Annotated in this window: 20 protein-coding genes; 5 read left to right on the plus strand and 15 right to left on the minus strand. The window is 65.6% G+C overall.

Annotation, left to right across the window (positions count from 1 at the left end; genetic code table 11):
- Window positions 1–22 precede the first annotated feature (22 nt).
- On the plus strand, window positions 23–499 hold the full coding sequence (ftsB, locus tag ACUDP5_RS06870) for a cell division protein FtsB (protein WP_445658433.1): 477 nt from the start codon (window positions 23–25) through the stop codon (window positions 497–499).
- A 67-nt stretch (window positions 500–566) separates the two neighbouring features.
- Here ftsB and ACUDP5_RS06875 read toward each other — a convergent pair whose 3' ends face one another.
- From ACUDP5_RS06875 to ACUDP5_RS06945, 15 genes are all read right to left on the minus strand, one after another.
- Window positions 567–1310 carry a TadE/TadG family type IV pilus assembly protein gene (locus tag ACUDP5_RS06875; RefSeq protein ID WP_445658434.1) on the minus strand — a complete coding sequence of 248 codons (744 nt, stop codon included), beginning with the start codon at window positions 1308–1310 and terminating at the stop codon, window positions 567–569.
- 110 nt (window positions 1311–1420) lie between these two features.
- Window positions 1421–2350, minus strand: a complete 930-nt coding sequence (gene hslO / locus ACUDP5_RS06880; RefSeq protein WP_263910570.1) for an Hsp33 family molecular chaperone HslO — start codon at window positions 2348–2350, stop codon at window positions 1421–1423.
- 86 nt (window positions 2351–2436) lie between these two features.
- Window positions 2437–2958: a gamma carbonic anhydrase family protein gene (locus ACUDP5_RS06885; protein ID WP_263910571.1), complete on the minus strand. Its 522-nt coding sequence runs from the start codon at window positions 2956–2958 to the stop codon at window positions 2437–2439.
- Window positions 2959–3004: 46 nt separating this feature from the next.
- Complete coding sequence (locus ACUDP5_RS06890) at window positions 3005–4672, minus strand: acyl-CoA synthetase (protein WP_445658435.1); 1668 nt, start codon at window positions 4670–4672, stop codon at window positions 3005–3007.
- Window positions 4673–4800: 128 nt separating this feature from the next.
- Entirely contained in the window at window positions 4801–5673 is an 873-nt protein-coding gene (locus ACUDP5_RS06895; protein ID WP_263910573.1) for a UDP-2,3-diacylglucosamine diphosphatase, read from the minus strand.
- A 70-nt stretch (window positions 5674–5743) separates the two neighbouring features.
- Window positions 5744–6469 (minus strand): site-2 protease family protein, encoded by a 726-nt coding sequence (locus ACUDP5_RS06900; RefSeq protein WP_445658436.1) that lies wholly within the window; start codon window positions 6467–6469, stop codon window positions 5744–5746.
- Between the two features lie 20 nt (window positions 6470–6489).
- The gene (locus ACUDP5_RS06905; protein WP_263910576.1) at window positions 6490–7398 is read right to left on the minus strand and encodes a DUF2167 domain-containing protein; all 909 of its coding nucleotides are present in this window, start codon (window positions 7396–7398) and stop codon (window positions 6490–6492) included.
- Window positions 7399–7547: 149 nt separating this feature from the next.
- Window positions 7548–8063: an RDD family protein gene (locus ACUDP5_RS06910; protein WP_445658437.1), complete on the minus strand. Its 516-nt coding sequence runs from the start codon at window positions 8061–8063 to the stop codon at window positions 7548–7550.
- 124 nt (window positions 8064–8187) lie between these two features.
- Complete coding sequence (locus tag ACUDP5_RS06915; RefSeq protein WP_006393542.1) at window positions 8188–8376, minus strand: hypothetical protein; 189 nt, start codon at window positions 8374–8376, stop codon at window positions 8188–8190.
- Window positions 8377–8627: 251 nt separating this feature from the next.
- Window positions 8628–10421, minus strand: coding sequence for a THUMP domain-containing protein (locus ACUDP5_RS06920; protein ID WP_445658438.1), 1794 nt, complete (start codon window positions 10419–10421; stop codon window positions 8628–8630).
- Between the two features lie 35 nt (window positions 10422–10456).
- Entirely contained in the window at window positions 10457–10885 is a 429-nt protein-coding gene (locus tag ACUDP5_RS06925; protein WP_445658439.1) for a CopD family protein, read from the minus strand.
- Window positions 10886–11344: 459 nt separating this feature from the next.
- Window positions 11345–12796, minus strand: a complete 1452-nt coding sequence (locus ACUDP5_RS06930; RefSeq protein ID WP_445658440.1) for a bifunctional 2-methylcitrate dehydratase/aconitate hydratase — start codon at window positions 12794–12796, stop codon at window positions 11345–11347.
- A 79-nt stretch (window positions 12797–12875) separates the two neighbouring features.
- Window positions 12876–14096, minus strand: coding sequence for a bifunctional 2-methylcitrate synthase/citrate synthase (prpC, locus tag ACUDP5_RS06935; RefSeq protein WP_263910581.1), 1221 nt, complete (start codon window positions 14094–14096; stop codon window positions 12876–12878).
- A 99-nt stretch (window positions 14097–14195) separates the two neighbouring features.
- Window positions 14196–15086, minus strand: a complete 891-nt coding sequence (prpB, locus tag ACUDP5_RS06940; RefSeq protein WP_043542890.1) for a methylisocitrate lyase — start codon at window positions 15084–15086, stop codon at window positions 14196–14198.
- Between the two features lie 189 nt (window positions 15087–15275).
- Complete coding sequence (locus tag ACUDP5_RS06945; protein ID WP_212318177.1) at window positions 15276–16265, minus strand: malate dehydrogenase; 990 nt, start codon at window positions 16263–16265, stop codon at window positions 15276–15278.
- A 382-nt stretch (window positions 16266–16647) separates the two neighbouring features.
- Here ACUDP5_RS06945 and ACUDP5_RS06950 point away from each other — a divergent pair, with 382 nt between their 5' ends.
- From ACUDP5_RS06950 to sdhA, 4 genes are all read left to right on the plus strand, one after another.
- Window positions 16648–17427 carry a GntR family transcriptional regulator gene (locus ACUDP5_RS06950; RefSeq protein WP_175191121.1) on the plus strand — a complete coding sequence of 260 codons (780 nt, stop codon included), beginning with the start codon at window positions 16648–16650 and terminating at the stop codon, window positions 17425–17427.
- Window positions 17428–17548: 121 nt separating this feature from the next.
- The gene (gene sdhC / locus ACUDP5_RS06955; protein ID WP_025141297.1) at window positions 17549–17965 is read left to right on the plus strand and encodes a succinate dehydrogenase, cytochrome b556 subunit; all 417 of its coding nucleotides are present in this window, start codon (window positions 17549–17551) and stop codon (window positions 17963–17965) included.
- Window positions 17966–18349, plus strand: a complete 384-nt coding sequence (sdhD, locus tag ACUDP5_RS06960) for a succinate dehydrogenase, hydrophobic membrane anchor protein (RefSeq protein ID WP_025141296.1) — start codon at window positions 17966–17968, stop codon at window positions 18347–18349.
- Window positions 18350–18352: 3 nt separating this feature from the next.
- Window positions 18353–20131, plus strand: a complete 1779-nt coding sequence (sdhA, locus tag ACUDP5_RS06965) for a succinate dehydrogenase flavoprotein subunit (RefSeq protein ID WP_175191082.1) — start codon at window positions 18353–18355, stop codon at window positions 20129–20131.
- The last annotated feature ends 16 nt before the right edge of the window (window positions 20132–20147 follow it).

Here is a 20147-nt window from a genome sequence, read left to right on the forward strand (position 1 = left end):
CGACTGCTGAGGGTTCCCGCGTATGCGCCTGTTGTTCCTGGTGCTGTTCGTGCTGCTAGGCCTGATCCAATACCCGCTTTGGCTGGGTAAGGGCGGGTGGTTCAAGGTCTGGGACCTGCAACGCCAGGTATCGGCCCAGCGCGAAACCAACGAAGGCCTGCGCGCGCGCAACGCGGCGCTCGAGGCCGAGGTGCGCGATCTGGACAACGGCTCGGGCGCCATCGAAGAGCGCGCCCGCGGTGAACTCGGCATGATGCGCGACGGCGAGGTTTTCGTGCATATCCTGCCGCAGAACATTCAGCCTCCCGCAGGCGGTGCATCGCTGGCGACCGACGCCGCGAACAAGCCCGCCACCGCCACGCGCGCCAGCGCGCCGGCCGGGGCACCCAAACCGGCTGCCGCCAAGCCCGCGGCCGCCAAGCCTGGCACGTCGCAGCCTGCCGCCACCCGGCCGGGCAACGCCAAGCCGGCCAACGTCACCCCCTCCCGCCAGCAATAGCAACATCGCGCAAGCGATGGCCGCCGGACGTCGCGCAGCGCCAGCGACGGCCGCGCTGCTGTCCGCGTCAAGAGCAGCGCAGGCTGCGGCATGCGCCCGCCACCATGCCGGCCGGGTACGGCTTGCCGGCGGACCAATCCACCGGGTGTGACTGCATCTCTATTTCAAGTTCCATGCCGATGGCCGCCAGGCCATGTGCCTGCGCGACATGGGCGTAGCTGCCGTCGGCCGGGGCCAGCGCGGCCAGCAACACCCGCAACGGGGGCAGCATGGGCTGGTACAGATAGGTCAGGCGCAGCTTCAGGGTATTGGCGCGGAAGATGTCGCGACCGTCGGGCAAGGGGCGGCGCGCGTGTTGCAGGGCCTGGTAATTGTGGTCGATGGCGCGCAAGCCGCGGGGAGCGGTCGTCTCCAGCCCTGGGCGGGCATGGTCGCGAAAGGCCTGGGCGTCGGGCTGCAGGATTTCGATGCGCCAGGCAGGCGTGCCCATCATCGCGGCAAGGCGGTCAAGCTCGCGCCCCTGGCGTCGGCGGGCGCCCGCCTGGCCCTGGGCGTCTGCGTGCAGTGGCAGCAACGCCTGCAGAAAGGCCGTGCGCATGCGTGTCGGGTCGCCATGCGAGGTGGCGCCGGCGCGGGCGGCTTCCATCAGCGCCAGGTGAGCCACCTGGCGCACCCCTTGCCAACGGGCCGCCTCGGTCGTCAGCAGGCCTGCCAGCAGCACGGCGGCCGCGGCAACGGCGAATTCGATGGCGGCTGCCCCGCATTGAAGCGGGCGCGTGGCGCGCGGACGGGCAAGAAAAAAGGCGGTCATGGCCGGCCAGTGTGGCGCGGGCATGACCGCCTGTCGATCCGTAGAAGCCGAGGGAAGGCGTTGCCGCCAGGTCGCGCTATCGTGTGCGGCGTTCCGAGGGCTGCGCCAAATCAGTGCACCGTCGGCGGGGTGTCACCCGGGGCTGACGTATTGGGTGTGAAAAGGGCGGCGCAGTCGACGGCGTCGAAGGCGTAGGGCTTGCCGCAGAAGTCGCAGGACACGTCGACCTGGCCGCGTTCGGCCAGGATGTCGTTCACTTCTTCTTCGCCCAGCGAACGCAGCATGTTGGCCACGCGCTCGCGGGTGCAGGGACAGTGCCAGCGCACCGGCTGCGGGTCGAACGCCACCAGGGTTTCTTCCCAGTACAGGCGATGGATCAGGGTGTCGATCTCGGTGGCGAGCAGCTCGTCGCGCTTGAGCGTGCTGGCCAGCGCCACCGCGCGGTCCCAGGTCTCGGCGGCGGCCTGTTCGCTCAGGATCGGGGCGTCCGAGCCGCCGTGATACGGCAGGCGCTGGATCAGCATGCCGGCGGCGTGGTCGGCATCGGCCCCCAGCCACAGGCGGGTGTCCAGCTGTTCGGACGCCTTCATGTAGTGCTGCAGCGCTTCGGCCACCGTTTCGCCTTCCAGCGGCACGATGCCTTGGTAAGTCTGCTGGCCCGGCACCTTGCGCTGGGGGTCCAACACCACGATGAAGCGGCCGTTGCCGCCGGGGTTCAGCAGGCTTTGCATGGTGCCGTCGGCCGGGACTTCATGGCCTTCGCGCACCTTGACGGTGGCGCGCAGGCTCAGGTCGGAGCGGCATTCGACCACCAGCAAGGCGATCGGGCCGTCGCCCTGGATCTGCAGCACCAGCGAGCCGTCGAACTTGATGTTGGCGGCGAGCAGGGTCGACGCCGCGACCAGTTCACCCAAGAGATGGGTGATGGCGGGCGGGTAGTCGTGGTTGGCCTGGACGGCCTTCCACGTATCCGTCAGGCGCACCGCTTGAACGCGGACGCTACGGTCTTCGAGGAGGTATTTTTTAAGCTGATCGGTCATGGAGGAATGTTAGCCGATCAGGCGCCCCGATTTCCCCTGCCGGCAGCAGGGGCGTTGCGGGCGGGGGGACGCTTTCCCAGGGGGCGTCAGGCCAGCCGCTTGAGCGCCGTCTTGTAGTGTTGGCCGCGCGCCACGTAATGGGCCGTGTTCTGGTGCAGGTTGGCGATTTCTTCGGGCGACAGCTCGCGCACGATCTTGCCGATGCCGATGACCAGGGAATTGTCGGGAATGACCCGGTCTTCGGGGATGATGGCGCCCGCGCCGATCAGGCAGTTGCGCCCGATCACGGCATTGTTCAGCACGATGGCCTGCATGCCGACCAGCGCGCCTTCATGGATGGTGCAGCCGTGCAGCATGGCCTGGTGGCCGACGGTGACATTGGGGCCGATGGTCATGGGACAGCCGGTATCCACGTGCAGCACGCTGCCTTCCTGGATATTGGTGCCCTGGCGGATCAGGATCGTGTCGTTGTCGCCGCGAATGGACACATGCGACCAGATGCTGACGCCGGCCTCCAGGGTGACGTTGCCGATGATGTCGGCGCTGTCGGCCACGTAGGCGGCGGGATCGATGCGGGGAATGAGGTCGTCGAGCTGGTAAATGGGCATGCCGTGTCTCCGGATGCGGCGGCGGGCCAGGCGGGCCCGCCCGCCGTCAGTGTGGCTTGGCGGCCCGCGCGCGTTCTTCTTCGCGCAGGCGCAGGATGCGACGCTGGATTTTACCGGTGGTGGTCATGGGCAATGCTTCGACGAATTCGATTTCCTTGGGGTACTCGTAGGGCGCCAGGCGCTCGCGCACATGTTCCTGCAGGTTCTCGATGATGTCGCTGCGGTCGCGCTGGGCGAATTCCGGGGTCAGCACCACGTAGGCCTTGACCACCGCACCACGCTCGGCGTCCGGCTTGGGCACCACGGCGGCGTTCGCCACGGCCGGATGGCCGATCAGGCAGCTTTCGATTTCACCCGGGCCGATGCGGTAGCCCGACGACTTGAATATGTCGTCGGCCCGGCCCGCATACCAGAGGTAGCCGTCGGCATCGACCCGGGCCAGATCGCCCGTCAGGCACCAGTCGCCCTGGAACTTGGCCTGGGTGGCGGCGTCGTTGCGCCAGTACCCCAGGAACAGGACGGGGTCCGGGTAGCCGTGGATGTCGTAGCGGTTGACCGCGATTTCGCCGGTTTCACCGGCCGCCACGGGCTGGCCCGCATCGTCCAGCACGGCGACGCGGTGGCCCGGGTAGGGGCGGCCCATGCTGCCCGGCTTGGCCGGCCAGCGCTTCTGGCTGTTGCCCACCACGTAGTTCATTTCGGTCTGGCCGAACATTTCGTTGGGCGTCACGCCCAGCGCGGACTGGCACCATTCGAAGACGGTTTCCCCCACGCTCTCGCCGGCGCTCATGATGGAGCGCAGGGCCAGTTGGTAATGATTGCGGGGCTCCGGCACCGTTTTCATCATCATCTTCAGCGCGGTGGGGAAGAGGAAGGTGTTGGTGACCTGGTAGCGTTCCATCAATTCGAAGGCGCGCTCGACCGAGAAGCGTCCGCGCGTGCCCACGATGGGATGGCCGAAATACAGCGTGGGCAGCAGTGCGTCCATCATGCCGCCGGTCCAGGCCCAGTCGGCCGGCGACCAGAACACGTCGGCCGGTCGCGGAAACCAGTCTTGCGAGGCCACGAAGCCCGGCAGGTTGCCGATCAGCGCGCTGTGCGGCAGCAGGGCGCCCTTGGGCGCACCGGTGGTGCCGGACGTGTAGAGCAGGATGGCCGGGTCCGATGAGCGAGTGGGCACCGGCTTGAATTCACTGGGTTGGCGCGCCAGCAGGCTGCGCCAGGGCAGCACGCGCTCGTCGGCGAAACCGATGCCGATGATCTGCTGCAGGGCGGGGCAATGGTCGCTGACGGCCAGCAGGTTGGCGCTGGAGGCGTGGTCCACGATGGCGACGCGGGTGTCCGAATCGCACAGGCGGCTTTGCAGGGCTTCGGGGCCGAACAGCGCGGACAACGGCAGCACGACCGCCCCCACGCTGTAGATGGCCATGTGGGCGACGACGGTTTCCGGGCGTTGCCCCAAAACCACACCGACCCGGTCGCCCCGGCCCACGCCCATCTTCACCAGGCCATTGGCCAGCTGATTGGCGGCCTCGGCCAGCCGTGCATAGGTCCAGACCTCGCGGTTGCCGGCTTCATCTTCGTAGTAGATGGCAATGCGCCGCGCATCCGGACTACTGGATGCCCAGCGGTGGCAGCACGCTTCCGCAATGTTGAACTGGGTGGGAACCAGCCAGCGGAATGATTGGTAGAGCGCCTGATATTGGTCGTTCATGGCCCTATGTTGTAAGCATGTTGCAGCGTGAACGGGTCTGTTTTTGCCCGTTGCCCCAACTGCAAGCATGACCTAGAGGGCCGTGAACTGCAATATCCCCGTTGCGTAACGGGGACGTATAAGGGTTATCACGGGTGTTTGCCCTGGCGGCGCAGGGCGGAAGGCAAGGCGGGCAGCGACAGGGAACGCGGCTTGCGCTGGGCTGGATCGGCCTGCCGTTCGGCCTGGATGGCGGCCCAGTCCAGCAGCTGCAACTGGCCGTCATGGGTCTCGGCCAGGGCCGACAGGCTTTCCACCCAGTCGCCATCGTTGCAATACAGGATGCCGCCGACGTCGCGCAGCTCGGCCTTGTGGATGTGGCCGCAGACCACCCCGTCCAGGCCGCGGCGGCGGGCTTCGCCGGCCAGCGCTTCCTCGAAGTCGGTGATGAACGACACCGCGTTCTTGACCTTGTGCTTCAGATACTGCGACAGCGACCAGTAGTGCAGCCCCAGTCGGTGGCGCAGGCGGTTGAAGTGGTGGTTGATCCACAGCGCCAGTTGATAGAGGCCGTCGCCCAGATGCGCCAGCCAGCGGCTGTGCTGGATCACGCCATCGAACTGGTCGCCGTGCAGCACCAGCAGGCGCAGGCCCTTGGCCGTGACGTGCACGTCTTCATCCAGGATTTCGATGTCGCCGAAGGCAAAGCCGGCGAATTCTCGGGCGAATTCGTCATGGTTGCCAGGGATGAACACCACCCGGGTGCCGTTGCGCGCCTTGCGCAGGATGCGCTGGATCACATCGTTGTGGGCGCGGGGCCAGTGCCAGTGCTTGCGCAATTGCCAGCCGTCGACGATGTCGCCCACCAGGTAAAGGGTGTCGGACTCGTTGTGCTCAAGGAAATCCAGCAGGAACTCCGCCTTGCACCCGGCGGTACCCAGGTGAATATCGGAAATCCAGAGGGCGCGCCAATGCGTGGGGCGGATTTCGTTCACGGTCGTATCCATGTGGGCTGTCGTCATGCCTGGGAATGAGACCACCCCGCGATGACGGGGACATGAAGAATCCGTGACGCTGTTGTGACGGCACCGGTCAGCCGCGCAGATGTCCCAGCATGTCGTGCACGTCGTGGGCCATGATGGCCAGCAAGCACACCAGGCCCAGGTAGGCGCAGGTATAGGTCACTTTGCTTTCCAGCGAGGTGCCGTAATAGGCCTGGTTCTCGGGCAGCGTCGGGTCGTACTTGAAGGCCCGCAGCACATTGGGGAAGGCCAGCACGGCCACCAGGATGAGGATGGGACTGGGACGCCAGAAGAACAGCGCCACCAGCACCGGCACGCCGACCAACCAGATGCGTGGCGACAGCACCGCGGTGATGCGGCCGCCGTCAAAGGGCGACAGCGGGATCAGGTTGAACAGATTGATGAAGAAACCCGCATACGACAGCGCCAGCAGCAGGTCGCTGCCGGTGCTGCGCGCCGCGAAGTAGCAGGCCAGCGACGCCACCGTGCCGGCCAGCGGGCCGCCCAGCCCCACGTAGGCCTCGGTATCCGCGTCGTGCGGCATGTCCTTGAGCTGGATCCAGGCACCCACGAACGGGATGAATACCGGGGCGCCCACATCCAGGCCCCGCTGGCGCGCGGCGATGTAGTGCCCCATTTCGTGCAGCAGCAGCAACAGGACGAAGCCCGCGGCGTAGCGCCAGCCGAACACCAGGGCATACGCCGCCACCGACAGCAGCATGGTGCCGCCGGTGGCCAGCAGCTTGCCGAACTTCAGGTACTTGAAGCCCGACAGCAACAGCAGGATCAGCTTCATCGTTCAGGACGCAAGCCGGCTCAGGGTTGGGCCTGATCGGCCTTCTTGCCGCGCATGCGCTTCCACAGACCGCCACCCAGCGCCGCGGCGGCCAGGATGCCGACCTTGGCGAACTTGGCCAGGAAGGCGGCGATCACGGCGAACAGCCCCAGCTTCTTGGCGGCCACGCCGGCCACCAGCGCGGCCAGGCCGTATTCGGCCACCTTGTCGGTCGACGAATTGAAGTCGGCGTAGCGCTTGCCTTCGACGTACTTCAGGTTGTCCAGCAGCGTCAGCACGGCGGTCTTGTCCTTGGGCACCAGGCTCTTCTGCGTGATCAGGTCCAGCGTGATGTAGCCGTCACGACCCAGCGCGTAGGTGTTGTAGTTGACGGTGGGGTTGTCGTTGGCGGTTTCGCCCTTGTGCTTGACGGCCACCGACCAGACCAGGCGCTGCGAGTTGCTGTCGTACTTGGGCGATTCGACCCAGCCGTCCATCACCAGTTCGGGAAAGCCGCGCTTCTTGCGTTCTTCGTTGGACTGTTCAGTGCCTTCACGCAGGCTGTCCAGCAGCTCGTTGACGTTCCAGTTCTTGGCGTCATCGTCCTTGATGTAGCCGGCCTTGTCGAAGTTCACGGTGATGACCCAGTCGTCATCGTCGCTCTTGGGCATGACCACGCCCAGCAGCGAGGGGTCCTTGCCGTTGCCGTAGGCGGCCATCAGGCGGTCGGCCTGGGCGCGCGGCACGAAGAACATGGATTCGGGCAGGTGCACGACAGCCTGGTCGCCCAGTTTGACGTCGGCCGGGCCTTCCTGGGCCGCGGCGAAGGCGGCTTTCATGGCCGCTTCGATTTCCTGCTGCGCGGCGGCGTTCTGGGCGGACGCGCCCAGGGGCAGGAACAACAGCACGCTGGCAGCGGCCAGCGACAGGCGGGAAAGGAAAGCGCGCATGATTTTTTTGAGGCGTCTGTGAAAGGGGCCTCATTGTCTTTGCGGGCGACTTTCAACTTTCTGAAAGCCAACGCCAAAATCGGCGCACGATTTTGCTGTTTGTAAGCAGGTGTGTTCAGCAGGCGGTCAGCGCCCGCCCTTGCCGGATGTCAGCGTGCCTTCTTGCGATTCGGCGCATTGCGCAGGCGGGTGCCCAGGATGCGGTCATGCAGGAACTGGCCATCGGGGTCGAACCAGGACCAGACGAAGATCGCGAAAGGGGCTGCGACGATGAACATGTCGACCGACGCCCAGCCCGTGGCCATGGCGGCCAGCTTGACCAGCGCGGCGCCCGCCAGCACCAGCGGCCAGGCCAGCACGTAGCGCAACACCAGCCGCGGGGTGGACGGCGTGTTGCCGTCGCGGTCGACCAGCCGGATGTTCCAGGTCTTCATGGGCAGGGTCTGCCCACGGCGGCGCCAGCACAGCACGAAATAGGCGCCGATCGCCACGAACAGCCAAGCTTGGCGGGCTGATCGCAGTTCCAGCGCATTCTTGCTCTGGGTCAGCGTGTCCATCAGGTAGCCTGTCAGGAACACCACGCCAAACAGCAGCACGGCTTCGTACATCATGCAGGCAAACCGGCGCAGCCGGTTGGGAGTCTGGTCAAGGAGGGTGTCGGTCATGGGCCGGTATTATCCGACAAAGCGGCCGACCATAAAAAAAACCCGCCGGTAAGGGCGGGTCTATAAAAGGGGCTATGCAGCCCCCAAGGGGAAAACGGTCAGGCCCGAAGGCCTTGGGCCATGCTCAGGCGGCGGAGTGCGCGTTCTTGGCGCTCGTCTTGCCAGCCAGGGCACGGACGCCGTGGGCCAGCTTACGCAGGCCTGCGGCCAACGCACGCATCGGATGCGGGCGGAATTGTTCTTCGATGGCCTGGAGCATCAGTTGACGCTCGAGTTCGTCGGTCAGGCGGATGGTGTTGTTCGGGTTGATCACAATAGCCTCCACGGGCTTGCACAGTTGTTTAGCTACTAGGGATTACCCGAATTATAGGGTTAACCCTGAAACTGTGCAAGCGTCCGGTGCATTTCGGCAACACCATGGTGCTGATGATGCCCCAAATCGGCGCTGCGGGGCACCATAAGCAAAGATACGGGCGCCATGTTGCGGCGCTTTTACAACGAGCAGGGGGCGGGGTCAGGCAGGCCGCCGCCCAGGGGCAAGCCCCCGGGCGGGGTAGGGGAAGGTCAGGCGTCGCGGTAGCCGGCGGCGACCAGCTCGAAGCCGAACAGGCGGCAGTCCAGGGCGCCGTTGTGCAGCGGCACGCGGCGCTTGGGTTTCAGGCGCATCTGGTTGGGCAGGGTCATGTCGCTGGTGATGACGTGCAATTGCCAGCCGGCGAAGTTGCGCTTCAGGCAGGTGGCCCAGTCGCGCCACAGGTCGGCGTCCGGCTCGGTCAGCATGCGCTCGCCGTAGGGCGGGTTGGTGACGATCCAGCCATGGTCGGCCGGGGCTTCGATGTGGCGGGCGTCGCCCACTTCGAAACGGATGGAATCGGCCGTCAGCCAGGCGCGCTCGGCGTTGTTGCGGGCAAATTCCACGGCCTGGGGGTCCAGGTCGTACCCGACCAGAGGGGCGTCCAGCTGCGGCAGGATGCGCGAGCGGGCGTCGTCCTTCAGGTCGCGCCAGCGGTAGGCGTCGTGGTCACGAAGGCGCTCGAATCCGAACGGGCGAGAGATGCCGGGGGGCACGCCCAGGGCGATCCAGGCCGCTTCGATCAGGATGGTGCCCGAGCCGCAGAAGGGATCCAGGAGCGGCGCGGCCGGGTCCCAGCCCGCCAGCGCCAGCATGCCGGCGGCCAGGTTTTCGCGCAGGGGCGCTTCGCCCTTGTCCAGGCGCCAGCCGCGCTTGAACAGCGATTCGCCGGAGGTGTCCAGGTACAGGGTGGCGGTGTGGCCGGTCAGGAACAGGTGCACGCGGGCGTCGGGGCGCACGGTGTCGATGCTGGGGCGTTCGCCTTCCAGTTCGCGCAGCCGGTCGCAGATGCCGTCCTTGGCGCGCAGATTGCAGTACTGCAGGCTCTGCACCGGGCTCTTGATGGCGGAGGTGTCGACGCGCAGGGTCTGTTCGGCGCCGAACCAGCGTTCCCAGGGGGTATCGCGGGCCAGGTCGAGGATGTCGTCTTCGTGCGAGATCTCGGCGTGGGCGACCTGCACGAGGATGCGGGTGGCCAGGCGCGAATACAGGTTGGCGCGCTGCACGCCGGACCAGTCGGCAGTGAACGAGCAGCCGGCGCGGCCGGCTTGGGCGTCTTCGTAGCCCAGGGCCTGCATTTCGGCGGTCAGGGCTTCTTCGAGGCCCTGCGGGCAGGGCGCGAACACCTTGAAGGTTTCGGCCTGGCGGGTTTCGCGGGGGCGGCGGCTGCGCACCTCGACGACGGGCTCGCGGTCGCGATGATCGTGGTCGTGTGCGTCGTCGTGGCGGCCGGGCGGGGCGTGGCCCACGTCAGCGGCGTCATCGTAGTCGGGTTCGGTCGCGAATTCGGGGGCGGGGCCGTCGTCTTCGAAGGGGTCGTAGAAGCGGCCGGCCGGGGTGGCGGGCGCGATGTACTGGTCATCCAGGCGCGGCGCGCGCTGCGGCGGGCGGCCGGATCGCGTGCTGGGGGCGGCGTCGCGGCGCGGGCTGTCGCCGCGATTGCGGTCGGACGACGGGGCGCGGCTGCCGGGGCCTCGCGCATCCTGGCCGCGCGAGGCCTGGCCGCGGGCAGGTGGGTTGCGGTCGGAGGCGCTGCGGTCCGCAGCGCCGCGGCCGCCGGCGGCGGGCTTGCGGGCGTAGCGCGCGGCTTCTTCCTGCTGGCGGCGTTGATAGCCTTCCGGGTCCTTCTGGCGTTCGATGCTTTCCTTGGTGCGCTCGTTCTGGGCGACCAGGCGGGCGCGGGCGCCGGTGCGCACGCGCTTGGGGGCCTCTTCGGCGTGCGCGTCGCGTGCGGTTTTCTTGATCGTCAGCGTCTTGCGCGGGCGGTCCTGGTCATCAGCGGACATACGAATCCTGGCGAATGTGCAAAGGGTAGGGGGAATCAGAAGGGTTTGACGACGACCAGCGCCACCACCACCAAGAGCAGCAAGACGGGAACTTCGTTGAACCAGCGATAGAACTTGTGCGAACGGGTGTTCTTGCCCTGTTCGAATTTTCGCAGCATGACGCCACAGGCGTGATGGTAGCCGATGACGAGCAGGACGAAAAAGAGCTTGGCATGCATCCAGCCGTTGTCGGGGCCGACGCCGATGCCGTAGCCCAGGTAGAGCCACATGCCGAAGATGACGGCGATGACGGCGAGGATGGTGGTGAATCGGTAAAGGCGGCGGGCCATGCCCAGCAGGGTGGCCTGGACGGCGGAGTCGGATTGCTGGGCGAGGTTGACGAAGATTCTGGGCAGGTAGAACAGGCCGGCGAACCAGGAGGCGATGAAGACGATGTGGAAGGTCTTTACCCAGAGCATTGCCATGTGGGGGTCCGGTGTTTGTTTTGGGGGAGCTGGCATTGTAATGCTGGGGGGAGGGCATTCTTTTGGGGCGTTGTTCTTCTTCGTAGGTCGCCCCTCGGGGCGGCGGCTTGCGGAGCGGGCGCCCACGATTGCGGTCCGGCGCGCGGGCGCCGGACTGCCCCTTCGTCATTCTCGTCCGCCTTCGGCTCCCTTCGAATTCCCTCGGGCGCATCGAGGTTGCCCGCTCCGCAAGCCGCCGCCCCGAGGGGCTATGGGTTTCGAGGGTCGGGGCGCTGCTGCACCGGGTGGGGTGGGAGAGGTTTGCGGGGCCCGCCCAAATCGGCCGCGCGGGCGGCCTTCTTGGGCTTACGCGCTTCTGGGCGTCGTGAGGGTGGTCGCTGCGCGCGGGTGGTGGGGGTGTTGCTTGGGGCGCGCAGCGTGTTGGGACGATATTCTTTTGGTGGCGGGCGTTGCCTGCCGTTAGATCACGTAGAGGTCGACGTACTCGTTTACCGGCATCGCCTCCAGCTTGGCTTGATCCAGGGACACGTCCAGGATTTTCGCTTGTTGGCGGGCCGGGAACATGCGGGCCAGGTTGGTCTTGAACTTGGCTTCCAGCAGGGGGATGCCGTCGCTGCGGCGGCGTTTGTGGCCGATGGGGTATTCGCAGACGACTTCGTCCAGGGTCGAGCCGTCGGTGAATTCGACCGTCAGGGCGTTGGCGATGGAGCGTTTGTCGGGGTCGTGGTAGTCGCGGGTGTAGGCGGGGTCTTCGACGCAGACGATCTTGTCGCGCAGGATGTCGATGCGCGGGTCGCGGGCGATGTCGTCTTCGTAGTCGGCGGCAGTCAGGCGGCCGAACAGGAGGGGGACGGCGACCATGTACTGGATGCAGTGGTCGCGGTCGGCGGGGTTGTTCAGGGGGCCTTTCTTGTCGATGATGCGGATGCACGCCTCGTGGGTACGGATGGTGATCTTTTCGATGTCGTCCGTGGTCTTGCCCAGGGTCTTGAGGCGGTCGTGGATCTGCATGGCGCATTCGACGGCGGTCTGGGAATGGAATTCGGCCGGGAACGAGATCTTGAACAGCACGTTTTCCATGACGTAGCTGCCGTAGGGGCGCTGGAACTTGAAGGGCTGGCCCTTGAAGAGCACGTCGTAGAAGCCCCAGGTCTTGGCGCTCAGCACCGACGGGTAGCCCATTTCGCCGGTGCGGGCGATGAGGGCCAGACGCACGGCGCGGCTGGTGGCGTCGCCGGCGGCCCAGCTTTTGCGGCTGCCGGTGTTGGGGGCGTGGCGGTAGGTGCGCAGGCTCTGGCCGTCGACCCACGCCAGCGAGACGGCGTTGATGACTTCGTCGCGGTCCAGGCCCAGCATCTGGGCGACGACGGCGGTCGAGGCGACCTTGACCAGGACGACGTGGTCCAGGCCGACTTTGTTGAACGAGTTTTCGAGCGCGATGCAGCCCTGGATTTCATGGGCCTTGATCATGCCGGTGAGCACGTCGCGCATGGTCAGGGGCGGCTTGCCGGCGGCGATGGCGGTGCGCGAGAGCCAGTCGGCGGTAGCCAGGATGCCGCCCAGGTTGTCGGACGGGTGGCCCCATTCGGCGGCGAGCCAGGTGTCGTTGAAGTCCAGCCAGCGGATCATCGTGCCGATGTTGAAGGCAGCCTGGACGGGATCGAGCTGGAACTGGGTGCCGGGGACCTTGGCGCCGTGGGGCACGACGGTGCCGGGCACGATGGGGCCCAGCAGTTTGCGGCACGCGGGATATTCCAGCGCTTCCAGGCCGCAGCCCAGGGTGTCGATCAGGCAGTTGCGGGCGGTCTCGTAGGCCAGGCCGCTCTGGATTTCATAGTTCAGTACGTAGTCGGCGATGTCGACCAGGACCTGGTCGGGCGCGGGACGGACGTTGGAGATCGGGGCAGACATATCGGTACCTCTCCTGAGTGAGTACAGGCGGCCCGGGGCCTGCGCGGCGCGGGGGAAAGCGTCGGCAGGCCCATGGTCTTTACTTGCGTTTGTCGAGCGGCACGAACTTCTGGTCTTCCGGACCCACGTAGTTGGCGGTGGGGCGGATGATCTTGTTGTCGATGCGCTGCTCGATGATGTGGGCCGACCAGCCCGCCGTGCGTGCAATCACGAACAGCGGGGTGAACATGGCGGTGGGCACGCCCATCATGTGGTAGCTGACGGCCGAGAACCAGTCCAGGTTGGGGAACATCTTCTTGATGTCCCACATGACCGTCTCAAGGCGTTCGGCGATGTCGAACATCTTGGTGCTGCCGGCCTTCTTGGAGAGCTTCTTGGCGACTTCCTTGATGACCTTGTTGCGCGGGTCGGACACGGTGTAGACCGGGTGGCCGAAGCCGATGATGACTTCCTTGGCTTCGACGCGGCGCCGGATGTCGGCCTCGGCTTCGTCCGGCGTCTCGTAGCGCTTTTGCACGTCGAAGGCGACTTCGTTGGCGCCGCCGTGCTTGGGACCGCGCAGCGCGCCGATGGCGCCGGTGATGGACGAGTACATGTCCGAGCCCGTGCCGGCGATGACGCGGGCGGTGAACGTGGACGCGTTGAATTCATGTTCGGCGTACAGGTTCAGCGAGATGTGCATCGCCTTGACCCAGTCCTCGCTGGGCTTTTCGCCGTGCAGGAGGTGCAGGAAATGGCCGCCGATGCTGTCGTCGTCGGTCTGCACGTCGATGACGCGGCCGTTGTGGCTGTAGTGGTACCAGTACAGCAGCGCCGAGCCCAGGTTGGCCATCAGGCGGTCGGCGATGTCGCGCGCGCCCGGGGTGTTGTGGTCGTCTTTCTCGGGCAGCACGCAGCCCAGCACCGAGACGGCCGTGCGCATGACGTCCATCGGGTGGCTGGCCGCCGGCAGCGCTTCCAGCGCGTCCTGCAGCGTGACGGGCAGGCCACGCAGGCTGCGCAGCTTTTCCTTGTAGGCCTTCAGCTCGGCCTTGTTGGGCAGCTTGCCGTGCACCAGCAGGTGGGCGATTTCCTCGAATTCGCTGGTGTGCGCGATGTCCAGGATGTCGTAGCCGCGGTAGTGCAGGTCGTTGCCGCTGCGGCCAACCGTACACAGCGCGGTGTTGCCGGCGACGACGCCGGACAGCGCGACCGATTTCTTGGGCTTGAAGCCAGCCTTTTCTTCCGGCGCGGCCTGCGGCTTGACTTCCGGCTTGGCTGCGTCCTGTTTGGCTGCTTGCTTCTTGGGAGCCGTGCTCATGTGTCTACTCCTTTCCTTTCGCGGTGGTCGATGCAATGGGAGGTAGCGAGGCGCCGCAGGGATGCCGCGGCGCCGGATGCGGTTGGCGGACGGCGCGGGTTACGCCTTGCCCTTCTGGAAGAGGGCATCCAGCTTGGATTCGAACTCGTGGTAGCCGATGCGGTCGTACAGTTCTTCGCGCGTCTGCATCAAGTCGACCACGTTTTTCTGGTGACCGTCGCGGCGGATGGCGGTGTAGACGGCTTCGGCGGCCTTGTTCATGGCGCGGAAGGCCGACAGCGGGTAGAGCACCATGCCCACGCCCACGCTTTTCAGCTCTTCGACCGAGAACAGCGGCGTCTTGCCGAATTCGGTGATGTTGGCCAGCACCGGCACCTTGACGGCCTTGACGAAGCGGTCGTAGGTGGGCAGGTCGTAGGCGGCTTCGGCGAAGATGGCGTCGGCGCCGGCTTCGACGCAGGCCAGCGCGCGCTCGATGGCGGCATCCACGCCGTGCGAGGCGATGGCGTCGGTACGGGCGATCAGGTAGAAGTCGCTGTCGGTGCGGGCGTCGGCGGCCGCCTTGACGCGGTCGGCCATTTCTTCGGTGCTGACGATTTCCTTGCCGGGGCGATGGCCGCAGCGCTTGGCGCCGACCTGGTCTTCGATATGGCAGGCGGCAGCGCCGAACTTGATCAGGCTCTTGACGGTGCGGGCGATGTTGAAGGCCGACGGACCGAAGCCGGTGTCGATGTCGACCAGCAGCGGCACGTCGCACACGTCGGTGATGCGGCGCACGTCGGTCAGGACGTCGTCCATGGTGTTGATGCCCAGGTCGGGCAGGCCCAGTGAACCCGCGGCCACGCCGCCGCCGGACAGGTAGATGGCGCGATAGCCGGCGCGCTTGGCCAGCAGCGCGTGGTTGGCGTTGATGGCGCCGATGATCTGCAGCGGGCTTTCTTCGGCGAGGGCGCGGCGGAACAGGGCGCCGGCGGATTCGGGTCTGGACATGGGAGGTCTCCGTCTTTCTTCTGGTTGGCCCACGACCTTAGCGCGGGTCCGGAACATAAATCTGTCCCCTTCGCGACAATCGTCGGCGGGCAGGGCAAAGGGACAGGTGTATGTCTCGGTCTGGCAAAAGCGGTCCTGCTTAAGGATTGGGCCCGCATGAACGGGCCCAATCCTTGACTCAAGCGCTGCTTACTTCAGCAGGTCCTTGACGCCGTCGCGCTCTTCGAGCAGCTCTTTCAGCGTGAAGTCCAGGCGCTCGCGCGAGAAGGCGTCGATTTCCAGGCCTTCGACACGCTTGTACTCGCCGTTTTCGGTCGTGACCGGCACGCCGTAGATGATGCCTTCGGGGATGCCGTAGGAGCCATCCGACGGGATGCCCATCGTGACCCACTTGCCGTTGCTGCCCAGGACCCAGTCACGGACGTGGTCGATGGCGGCGTTGGCGGCCGATGCGGCCGAGGACAGGCCACGGGCTTCGATGATGGCGGCGCCACGCTTGCCCACGGTGGGGATGAAGGTGTCGCGGTTCCAGGCGTCGTCGTTGATCAGCTTGGCCAGCGATTGGCCGCCGACGGTGGCGAAGCGGAAGTCGGGGTACATGGTGGGCGAGTGGTTGCCCCACACGACCAGCTTTTCGATGTCGGCCACGGCCTTGCCCGACTTGGCGGCCAGTTGCGACAGGGCGCGGTTGTGGTCCAGGCGCAGCATGGCGGTGAAGTTCTTGGCGGGCAGGTCCGGCGCCGACTTCATGGCGATGTAGGCGTTGGTGTTGGCCGGGTTGCCGACCACCAGGACCTTGACGTTGCGGCTGGCGACGTCGTTCAGGGCCTTGCCCTGCGCCGTGAAGATCTGGGCGTTGACCGACAGCAGGTCCTTGCGTTCCATGCCGGGGCCGCGCGGGCGGGCGCCAACCAGCAGGGCCACGTCCGCATCCTTGAATGCCGTGCGGGGGTCGCTGTGGGCGGTGACTTCCTGCAGCAGCGGGAAGGCGCAGTCATCCAGTTCCATGATGACGCCCTTCAGGGCCTTTTGCGCTTTTTCGTCAGGAATTTCAAGCAGCTGCAGAATGACGGGCTGATCTTTGCCCAGCATTTCGCCCGAGGCGATGCGGAACAGCAGTGCGTAACCGATTTGGCCGGCGGCGCCGGTGACGGCGACACGCAAGGCAGGCTTAGACATGGACGTTCTCCGTAATGGTGTGGCGAGAAAAAATCTCACCAATCAGTGTAATCCGTTGAGCGGCAAAGACAGCGCAAGCAGGGCGCCTGGACAGGTCGTTACACCCCAGGGCGGGCGCGTCGCCGGACAGCCAGGAATCCTAGATCGAATTTACGTGTGCGTCAATTGATCTTATATCTTATATAAGACATAAGACGTTGGACAGCGCCGCGCCCGATATGCCACAATAGAGCGTTTGTTCGAATGCGTCGCAGCACCGCCGGCTGCTGCGCCTGTATCAGGCCAGAACACCGGCACCGCAGCAGCGCATTGTGGATGGAACCGCAATCCTTTGCGTTGCCTTTCCATTCTCCGGATGAACATGACACGACCAAGACGATCCATGGCAGACCCCCGGCCCGAAACCTCCTTACGCACACGCGCCGCCCGTCCAACGGGCGAGGGAGCCGCTTTCAGTCCGCTGTACCGCCAGATCAAGGATCTGCTCGTCCAGAGCCTGGACCGCGGCGAATGGAAGCCCGGCGAACTCATCCCCAGCGAAATCGACCTGGCTGCCCGTTTCCAGGTCAGCCAGGGCACGGTGCGCAAGGCGGTCGACGAGTTGGCCGCCGAACACCTGCTGCTGCGGCGCCAGGGCAAGGGCACCTTCGTCGCCACCCACCATGAAGCCCGCGTGCGCTACCGCTTCCTGCGCCTGGCCGCCGACGAAGAAGGCGAGCCTGGCCGCGCCGAAAGCCGAATCCTCGAATGCCGCCGCCTGCGGGCGCCCGCCGAGATCGCACGCGCGCTGGACCTGCGCGCCGGCGAAACCGTGGTGTCCATCCGCCGCCTTCTGTCCATGGGGCAGACACCCACCGTGCTGGACGACATCTGGCTGCCGGGGTCCATCTTCCGCGGCCTTACCCTCGAGCTGCTGACCGCCAACAAGGCGCCGCTCTATGGCCTGTTTGAATCCGAGTTCGGCGTCAGCATGGTGCGCGCGGACGAAAAGCTGCGCGCGGTTGCCGCGCCGGCCGAAGTCTGTACGCTGCTTAATGTTGCCGCCGGCACGCCGTTGTTGCAGGTGGATCGTGTCTCGTACACCTATGGTGACCGCCCCATGGAAATTCGGCGGGGCTTGTACTTGACCGATCGATACCACTACCGCAATAGTCTGAATTGATGAGCTTTTTACCTACGATTTGATACCAACCCGATCTCTGGGCGAAAATACCGTGTTTGCCCGCAAGGGCCACGGCATTTGCGCCGTCACGATTCCCTAGTTCCGAAACACCGAGGCCGTCATGTCCGACACCGCTGCCAAGCCACGTCCGCAGTTTCGCAATATTGGGCTTGCCCAAGTTGCGTTCTCCTATCGCCTGCCCCTGGCCGGCAAGCTGTCCATCCTGCACCGCATCAGCGGCATTTTGCTGTTCCTCTGTTTGCCCTTGGTCATCGTTCCGCTGTTCGCAGCGAGCGTGGCCGCGCCGCAATCGTTCGCCTGGATCGCCTCGTTCGCGGCCAACCCGATCGTCAAGCTTGTCTTCCTGGTCCTGATCTGGGGCTACCTGCACCACTTCTGTGCCGGCATCCGCTACCTGCTGCTCGACCTGCACATCGGTATCGACAAGCTGTCGGCCAAGAAAAGCGCCGGCGTGGTCTTCGGTGTCAGCCTGGCGCTGACGCTGGTGTTCGGTCTCAAACTGTTCGGAGTGCTGTAAATGGCCGCCGCTAAAAACTACGGACCCAAGCGCCTGGTCGTCGGCGCTCACTATGGCGTCATGGACTTCATCATCCAGCGCATCACCGCCGTCATCATGGCCGTGTATACGTTGGTACTGCTCATCGGCATCCTGACGATGCCTGCCTTCACGTACGAACACTGGGTCAAGCTGTTCAATTTCTACGTGGGCTTCATTCCGGTTGGCCAGATCCTGGCCTCCCTTGCCTTCTTTGCGTTGGCCTGGCACGCCTGGATCGGTGTGCGCGACATCTGGATGGACTACGTCAAGCCGGTGGGCCTGCGCCTGCTGCTGCAAGTGCTGACGATCCTCTGGTTGATCGGTACGGTCATTTATTTTGCGCAAATCCTCTGGAGCATCTAAGCCGTGGTCTCTGTCCTGAAATCCTTGCCGCGCCGCCAGTTTGATGTGGTGGTCGTTGGCGCCGGTGGAGCCGGCATGCGTTGTTCGCTGCAACTGTCCCAAGCGGGCCTGTCGGTTGCGGTGCTGTCCAAAGTGTTCCCCACGCGTTCGCACACGGTTGCCGCGCAGGGCGGCGTGAGCGCCTCGCTGGGCAACATGAGCGAAGACAACTGGTACTGGCACATGTACGACACCGTCAAGGGGTCGGATTGGCTGGGTGACCAGGACGCCATCGAATTCATGTGCCGCGAAGCCCCGAATGCCGTGTACGAGCTCGAGCACTTCGGCATGCCCTTCGACCGCAACCCCGACGGCACCATCTACCAGCGTCCGTTCGGCGGCCACACCGCCAACTTCGGTGAAAAACCGGTCCAGCGCGCCTGTGCCGCCGCAGACCGCACCGGCCACGCGCTGCTGCACACCCTTTACCAGCGCAACGTCGCTGCGCGCACCCAGTTCTTCGTCGAATGGATGGCGCTGGACCTGCTGCGCAACGAAGCCGGCGACGTCGTGGGCGTGACCGCCCTCGAAATGGAAACGGGCGAAATCTACATCCTGGAAGCCAAGACCACGGTGCTGGCCACCGGCGGCGCCGGCCGTATCTGGGCTGCGTCCACCAACGCCTTCATCAACACCGGTGACGGCCTGGGCATGGCCGCCCGCGCGGGCATCCCGCTGCAGGACATGGAATTCTGGCAATTCCACCCGACCGGCGTGGCCGGCGCCGGCGTGCTGATCACCGAAGGCGTGCGTGGCGAAGGCGGCATCCTGCTGAACAAGGATGGCGAACGCTTCATGGAGCGCTATGCGCCCACGCTGAAGGACTTGGCCCCGCGCGACTTCGTGTCCCGCTCGATGGACCAGGAAATCAAGGAAGGCCGTGGCTGCGGTCCGGACGGCAGCTACGTGGTGCTCAAGCTTGACCACCTGGGCGCCGACGTCATCAACAAGCGCCTGCCCTCGATCCGCGAAATCGCCATCAAGTTCGGCAACGTCGACCCGATCAAGGAACCGATCCCCGTCGTTCCGACCATCCACTACCAGATGGGCGGCATTCCGGCCAACTACCATGGCCAGGTGCTGACGCGCGAAAACGGCGAAAACAAGATCGTCAACGGCCTGTACGCCATCGGCGAATGCGCCGCGGTGTCGGTGCACGGCGCCAACCGCCTGGGCACGAACTCGCTGCTGGACCTGATCGTGTTCGGTCGCGCCACCGGCAACCACATCGTCAATTCGCACCCGGAACGCCAGCACGCCCACCAGGACGTGCCGCAGCAGGCCGTCGAATTCTCGCTGGACCGCGTGAACAAGCTGGAAGCGCGTACCTCGGGCGAGAAGACGCAAGACATCGGCAACGCCATCCGCTTCTCGATGCAGCGCCACTGCGGCGTGTTCCGCACGCTGGAACTGCTGAACGAAGGCGTGACCCAGATCGAAGACCTGGCCAAGCAAGCGGACAACATCTACTTCAAGGACAAGTCCAAGGTGTTCAACACCGCGCGCGTCGAAGCGCTGGAACTGGCCAACATGACCGAAGTGGCCCGCGCCACGATCAAGTCGGCCGCCAACCGCACGGAAAGCCGCGGCGCCCACGCGCTGGACGACCATCCGACCCGCGACGACGAAAACTGGCTCAAGCACACGCTGTGGTACTCCGAAGGCAGCCGCCTGGATTACAAGCCGGTGCAGATGAAGCCGTTGACGGTCGAGTCCTTCCCGCCCAAGGCGCGTACCTTCTAAGTCCGGATAGAGCCCA

Source organism: Achromobacter sp. NCFB-sbj8-Ac1-l, from assembly GCF_052695805.1.